4 protein-coding genes and 1 pseudogene are annotated in these 6,719 nt (G+C 76.3%); 3 read left to right on the top strand and 2 right to left on the bottom strand.

Going from position 1 to position 6,719, the window contains the following annotated elements:
• Window positions 1–380, bottom strand: a pseudogene (locus JHAT_RS24400) (hypothetical protein); the annotation flags it as partial.
• A complete protein-coding gene (locus JHAT_RS24395) occupies window positions 377–1,741 on the bottom strand; it encodes an SWIM zinc finger family protein (protein ID WP_107482009.1) in 1,365 nt (454 codons plus the stop codon). The gene JHAT_RS24395 and the pseudogene JHAT_RS24400, both read right to left, overlap by 4 nt.
• Before the next feature lie 143 nt (window positions 1,742–1,884).
• Here JHAT_RS24395 and JHAT_RS24390 point away from each other — a divergent pair, with 143 nt between their 5' ends.
• From JHAT_RS24390 to JHAT_RS24380, 3 genes are all read left to right on the top strand, one after another.
• Window positions 1,885–3,018, top strand: coding sequence for an AAA family ATPase (locus JHAT_RS24390; RefSeq protein ID WP_077800397.1), 1,134 nt, complete (start codon window positions 1,885–1,887; stop codon window positions 3,016–3,018).
• 97 nt (window positions 3,019–3,115) lie between these two features.
• Entirely contained in the window at window positions 3,116–5,530 is a 2,415-nt protein-coding gene (locus tag JHAT_RS24385; protein WP_171991032.1) for a DUF5682 family protein, read from the top strand.
• Window positions 5,527–6,696: a VWA domain-containing protein gene (locus JHAT_RS24380; protein ID WP_077800392.1), complete on the top strand. Its 1,170-nt coding sequence runs from the start codon at window positions 5,527–5,529 to the stop codon at window positions 6,694–6,696. The genes JHAT_RS24385 and JHAT_RS24380 overlap by 4 nt, the downstream gene beginning before the upstream one ends.
• The last annotated feature ends 23 nt before the right edge of the window (window positions 6,697–6,719 follow it).

The raw sequence follows: 6,719 nt of genomic DNA, 5'->3' as shown, positions 1-6,719 counted from the left end.
GCCAGCCACTGGGGCAGCAACTCCATCAGGTCGGGCGCCGCGCCTCTGCGCCCACCGCCCGCGCTTCCGGGTCGGTCGGTGAGGAGCGTCGTGAGCCGGCGGGCGGCCGCGGCCGGCAACGGCGGACGGTCGTCGTCGGGAGCCGGCTCCGGGCGCCGGGCCGCGCGGGCCGGGGTCAGTCCGGCGCGCCTGCGGACGGTTTCCACGGCCGCGGCGTCCAGCAGCGCCGCCGGTGCGTCCCGGCCGGGCTCGCAGCCCCGGGGGGTGCGCCGCTGCGTGCCGAGCAGCGCCGAGGTGACGAGGTCCTCCCAGGCGTCCGGCGGGGGCGCCTGCGGGACGGGCGTCCTGGTCATGCGGTTCCCTTCCGTGGGGTGGGTCAGCACAGCGACACCGCCGGGCCCGGCCCGTCGGGCCAGGCCGTCAGCGGGGTGAAGCCCCGGTGGCCGCACTCGCCGAAGACCGTGACCGGCCTGCCGCCCGCCAGGGCGACCAGGCGCCACAGGCCGGGGCGGTCGCGGGCCGCCGGGGTGAGGGGCAGCGCGGTGTCCTCGTCGGCGTCCGCCAGCTGCCAGGAGTCGCCGTCCGGTACGGGCACGACCCGGCCCAGGGTCACCGGGACCGACTCCAGCCACGGATCGTCGCCGAGGGCCTCGCCGTAACGGGCGACCGCACGGGAGGCCGTCACTCCCGGCGGGCGTGCCCCCGTCCACGCGGGCGGCGCGAACTGCTTGCCGAGCGCGACCCGTCGCTGACCGGCGTCCGGGTGGAAGGACACCTCCGCCTCCAGCGTCAGCCCCACCGGAAGCGCGAGCTCCGGGGCCCGGCCCGCGGCCCCGTAGGAGAGGAGCAGCGCGGTGCGGTCCGACCCGGTGCCGTACAGCCAGACGCGCCGGGTCGTCAGCCGCGGGTCCGCCGTGTCGTACTGGGCGAGGACCAGCCACTGGTCCCGCACCGGCGGCCCGTCCGCCGACGCGGGCAGGCCGACGCGTGAACGGACCGTCGCCGCCAGCGCGTCCGGAAGCCGCTCGCGGCGCAGCCAGCCCCGGTCGAGGAGGTGGAGCAGGGCGCACTCCTCCAACAGCCGGGCCGGCCAGCCGGGCCCGGACGACGGCAGGGCGCCCAACTCGCGCGCCCGAGCGGCCAGCCCGGGCGCCTGGGCGTCGACCATGCGGGCAGCGGTCTCCTCCCACCAGGCGTACCCGGTCTGTTCCGCGCCGGCCAGGCCGTCGCGCAGCAGGTCGGCCAGGCGCTGCTCCAGCTCCGTCGCGCCCGCGGTGATCCGCTCGGCCCGGCGCTCCGCCCGCCGTCGCGCCGCCTCGGGATCACCGGTCCCCTCCGCGGCCCCGGAGGAGCCCCCCGCGCCCCCCGCCCCCCGCTCCTCCGCCCGCTCGCGTCTGCCCGTGATCCACCGCTCCACCCAGTCCGGCGCCTCCGCCCGCGGCACCGCGTCCGCGTCACCCGCCCACAGGAGCAGCAGCCCGAGCGCGTGCTTGCACGGGAACTTCCGGCTCGGACAACTGCACGTGCAGGCGGGCCCGGACACGCCCGCGACGTCGACGGCCGTCCGGTACGGCGTGCTGCCGCTTCCCTTGCACAGCCCCCACACCGCCCCCTCGTCGGAACTCCCCGTCCCGGACCACGGACCGGCCGCGCCGAGTTTGCTGCCCGCTTTGCGCGACGCGGCGTCAGGTGCCAGTGCCAGCACCTGGTCCGCGGTCCAGCGCACCCCCTGCTGAGTCATGTCCCCGAAGGTAGAACGTGCCACTGACAACCGGCCCCGCGAGAACGCTCGCCGGGTCGTTCGTGCAGGTCAGGGCGATTGTCAGTGGCGTGGTGCACGGTTGGTGCCAGACCGAACCGGCCGCGCTGGAGGGGGACTCCGCCATGACTGTGTCCGTAGAACCGACGTCCGTCGATCCGATCCGGAACGGGCTCACCGCGGAGGCGTTGCGGCCGCACGCCGAGCATGCCTTCGCGGCCGAACTCGCCGCCCTGGCGGCGCAGGACGACCGCCCGCGCCCGGCCCGCTGGAAGCTGTCGCCGTGGGCCGTCGCCACGTACCTGCTCGGCGGCACGCTGCCCGACGGCACGGTGATCACCCCGAAGTACGTGGGACCGCGCCGCATCGTCGAGGTCGCCGTCTCCACCCTGGCCACCGACCGTGCGCTGCTCCTGCTGGGCGTGCCCGGGACGGCGAAGACGTGGGTGTCCGAGCACCTCGCCGCCGCCGTCAGCGGCGACTCGACCCTGCTGGTGCAGGGCACCGCCGGCACCCCCGAGGAAGCCATCCGCTACGGCTGGAACTACGCGCAGCTGCTCACCCACGGCCCCAGCCGCGACGCCCTGGTGCCCAGCCCGGTCATGCGGGCCATGGCCGAGGGAACGACCGTCCGCGTGGAGGAACTGACCCGCATCCCGGCCGACGTGCAGGACACGCTCATCACCATCCTGTCGGAGAAGACACTGCCGGTACCGGAACTGGGCCAGGAGGTGCAGGCGGTCCGCGGCTTCAACCTGATCGCCACCGCCAACGACCGCGACCGCGGGGTCAACGACCTCTCCAGCGCGCTGCGCCGCCGCTTCAACACGGTGGTGCTGCCGCTGCCCCGGAGCACCGAGGCGGAGGTCGACATCGTCACGCGCCGCGTCGACCAGATCGGCCGGTCCCTCGACCTGCCGGCCGTGCCCGACGGCATCGACGAGATCCGACGGGTCGTCACCGTCTTCCGCGAGCTGCGCGACGGGGTGACGGCCGACGGGCGCACGAAACTGAAGTCGCCCAGCGGCACCCTGTCGACGGCCGAGGCCATCTCCGTCGTCACCGGAGGCCTCGCACTGGCCGCCCACTTCGGGGACGGAGTGCTGCGCTCCGGTGACGTCGCCGCCGGCGTCCTCGGCGCCGTCGTCCGCGACCCGGCGGCCGACCGCGTCGTCTGGCAGGAGTACCTGGAGACCGTCGTCCGCGAGCGCGACGGCTGGGCGGACTTCTACCGCGCCTGCCGGGAGGTGAGCGCGTGAACGGCGTGCGGACGCGGTCGCGGGCGGCCCTTCCGGTCACTGGCCCGAGGGGGGACGACGGGGACTCGACCTGGTCCCGGAGGCGAGGGGGGACGGCGTGACGGGCACGGACCAGGAGGCCGGGAGGAAGCCCGGGGACGGGCCGCTGCTGCTCGGCGTGCGCCATCACGGGCCCGGGTCGGCACGGGCGGTCCGGGCGGCGCTGGAGGCGGCCCGGCCGGGGGCCGTGCTGATCGAGGGACCGCCCGAGGCCGACGCCCTCCTCCCGCTCGCCGCCGACGAGGACATGCGGCCGCCGGTCGCTCTGCTCGCCCACGCCGTGGACGAACCCGGCCGCTCGGTGTTCTGGCCGCTGGCCGAGTTCTCCCCGGAGTGGGTGGCCCTCCGCTGGGCCCTGGAGCACGGCGTACCGGCCCGCTTCATCGACCTTCCGGCCGCGCACACGCTGGCGTGGGACGCCCCCGGGAGCGCGAGGCCGGGCACAGGCCCGGAGGAGGGGGATCCGGGCCCGGAGGCGGGGACCACGGGGGAGACCGGCCCGGGGGAGGGGGAGCGCGAGCCGGGCGCCGGCTCCGGTGTGCGGTCCGATCCGCTGGCCGCGCTCGCCCGGGCCGCCGGCCACGACGACCCGGAGCGGTGGTGGGAGGACGTCGTCGAGCACCGAGGCGCCGGTGAGGGGGACGCGCTCGCACCGTTCACCGCGCTGGAGGAGGCCATGGGGGCGCTGCGGGAGACGGAGGAGGACGGCGGGCGCGACCGGGACCTCGTCCGGGAGGCGTACATGCGGCTCCAGGTGCGGGCCGCGCAACGCGAGTCCGAGGCGGGCGTGGCCGTGGTGTGCGGGGCCTGGCACGTGCCCGCGCTGCGCCGCAGGGCCACCGTCGCCGCCGACCGGGCCCTGCTGAAGGGGCTGCCCAGGACCAAGGTGGACATGACCTGGGTGCCCTGGACCCACCGCAGGCTGTCCCGGGCCGGCGGGTACGGGGCGGGCATCGACTCGCCCGGCTGGTACGGGCACCTGTTCCGGGCCCCGGACCGGCCCGTCGAGCGCTGGCTGACCAAGGTGGCCGGCCTGCTGCGGGAGGAGGACCGGGCCGTCTCCCCGGCCCACGTCATCGAGGCGGTGCGGCTGGCCGAGACCCTCGCGGTGATGCGCGGCCGGCCGCTGCCCGGCCTGGGCGAGACGACGGACGCGGTACGGGCGGTGATGTGCGAGGGCTCGGACGTGCCGCTGGCCCTGGTGCACGACCGGCTGGTCGTCGGGGACGTGCTGGGGGAGGTGCCGGCGGGGGCGCCCGCGGTGCCGTTGCAGCGCGACCTCGCGCGGATCCAGCGGCGACTGCGGCTCAGACCCGAGGCGCGGGAGCGGGAGCTGGAACTCGACCTGCGCAAGGAGACCGACGCGGGCCGCAGCAGACTGCTGCACCGGCTGCGGCTGCTCGGCATCGGGTGGGGGGAGCCGGTCGGCTCGCGGGGCGCCACGGGCACGTTCCGGGAGACCTGGCGGCTGCGGTGGGAGCCCGAGCTGTCCGTGCGGATCGCCGAGGCCGGGGCGTGGGGCACGACCGTGCTCGCCGCCGCGACCGCCAAGGCCGAGGCGGACGCCCTCACCGCCCGGAGGCTCGCCGAGGTCACCGCACTCGCCGAGCGCTGCCTGCCGGCCGGGCTGCCGGACGCGCTCCCCACGGTCATGCGGGTCCTCACCGACCGGGCGGCGCTCGACACGGACGTCGGCCACCTCGCCCAGGCCCTGCCCGCCCTCGTCCGCGCGCTGCGCTACGGCGACGTGCGCGGCACCGACACCGGCGCGCTGGCCACGGTCGCCGCGGGGCTCGCCGAACGGGTCTTCGTCGGTCTCCCCGCGGCCTGCGCCGCGCTGGACGCCGACGCCGCCGGGGAGATGCGACGGCACGTGGACGCCGTGCACGGGGCGGTGGGTCTGCTCGGCGACGACCCCGCGACCGGCCACGGCGACCTGCGCCCCCGCTGGCGGGCGGTGCTGCGGACGCTGTCGGCGCGGGACACCGTGGCCGGCGTCGTCCGGGGCCGCGCCGTGCGGCTCCTGCTGGACGACGGCGCGCTCGCGGCGCAGGAGGCGGCGCGCCTCATGGCGCTCGTCCTCTCACCGGGGACACCACCGGCGGACGCGGCGGCCTGGATCGAGGGCTTCGTCGGAGGCGGATCCGGGGGCGGGATGCTCCTCGTCCACGACGAGCAGCTGCTCGCCCTGGTCGACGCCTGGCTGACCGGCGTACCGGCGGACGCGTTCACGGACGTGCTGCCGCTGCTGCGCCGCACCTTCTCGGCCTACGAACCGGGAGTGCGCCGCACCCTGGGCGAGCTGGTCCGGCGCGGACCGGAGGGGCGCGGCGCCGTGACGGCGGCCGGCTCGGCCGTGCCCGGCTTCGGCGCGGGATCCGACACCGCGCGCGCGGACGCCGTGCTGCCGGTGGTCCGCCTCCTGCTCGGCCCGGACACGAAGGACGACGATCTCGTGGAGGTGGACGCATGACGACCGGGCGCGTGGAGACGGACCCGGCGCAGGAGCGGCTGCGGCGGTGGCGGCTCGTGCTCGGCGGCGACACGGCCGACGGCACCGGATGCGCGCTGTCCGGACGGGACGCCGCGATGGACGGGGCACTCACCGCGCTCTACGGCAAGAGCGGCGGACAGGGGGAGCGACGGGACCGTTCGGCGGGGCTCGGCGCCTCGGCGCCGTCCGTGGCACGCTGGCTGGGGGACATCCGGACCTACTTCCCGTCCTCCGTCGTGCAGGTCATGCAGCGGGACGCCATCGACCGGCTGGGCCTCGCCTCCCTGCTGCTGGAGCCGGAGATGCTGCAGGCCGTGGAGGCCGACGTCCACCTCGTCGGCACGTTGCTGTCCCTCCACAAGGCGATGCCGGAGACGACGAAGGAGACGGCACGGGCCGTCGTCCGCAAGGTCGTCGAGGACCTGGAGAAGCGGCTCGCCACCCGCACCCGGACCGCCCTCACCGGCGCCCTCGACCGCAGCGCGCGGACCGGCCGGCCCCGCCACCACGACATCGACTGGAACCGCACCATCGCGGCCAACCTCAAGCACTACCTGCCCGAGCACCGGACGGTGGTGCCGGAGCGGCTCGTCGGCTACGCGCGGGCGTCGCGCTCGGTGAGGAAGGAGGTCGTCCTCTGCATCGACCAGTCGGGGTCGATGGCGGCGTCCGTCGTCCACGCCTCCGTGTTCGGGGCGGTACTGGCCTCCATGCGGTCGATCGACACCCGACTGGTCGTCTTCGACACGACGGTCGCCGACCTCACCGACCGGCTCGACGATCCGGTGGACGTGCTCTTCGGCGTGCAGCTGGGCGGCGGGACGGACATCAACCGGGCGCTGGCCTACTGCCAGTCGCAGATCACCCGGCCCTCGGAGACGGTGGTCGTGCTGATCAGCGACCTGTACGAGGGAGGCATACGCGACGAGATGCTCAAGCGCGTCGCGGCGATGAAGGCGGCGGGGGTGCAGTTCGTGACGCTGCTGGCCCTGTCCGACGAGGGGGCGCCCGCGTACGACCGGGAGCACGCGGCGGCGCTCGCCGCACTGGACACGCCGGCCTTCGCCTGCACGCCGGACCTCTTCCCGGAGGTGATGGCGGCGGCACTCGAGAAGCGGCCGCTGCCGATACCGGATGCCGGCTGACGACTCGTCGATGCCCGGCGGCT

It is taken from the genome of Streptomyces sp. JHA26 (assembly GCF_002005565.1).
GTDB lineage: Bacteria > Actinomycetota > Actinomycetes > Streptomycetales > Streptomycetaceae > Streptomyces.
This window is presented reverse-complemented; position numbering and strand designations above follow the sequence as displayed.

Excerpts from the sequence above, each read along its gene's own strand:
- JHAT_RS24395 (WP_107482009.1), bottom strand. The coding sequence starts at position 1,741 with ATGACTCAGCAGGGGGTGCGCTGGACCGCGGACCAGGTGCTGGCACTG.
- JHAT_RS24390 (WP_077800397.1), top strand. The coding sequence starts at position 1,885 with ATGACTGTGTCCGTAGAACCGACGTCCGTCGATCCGATCCGGAACGGG.
- JHAT_RS24380 (WP_077800392.1), top strand. The coding sequence starts at position 5,527 with ATGACGACCGGGCGCGTGGAGACGGACCCGGCGCAGGAGCGGCTGCGG.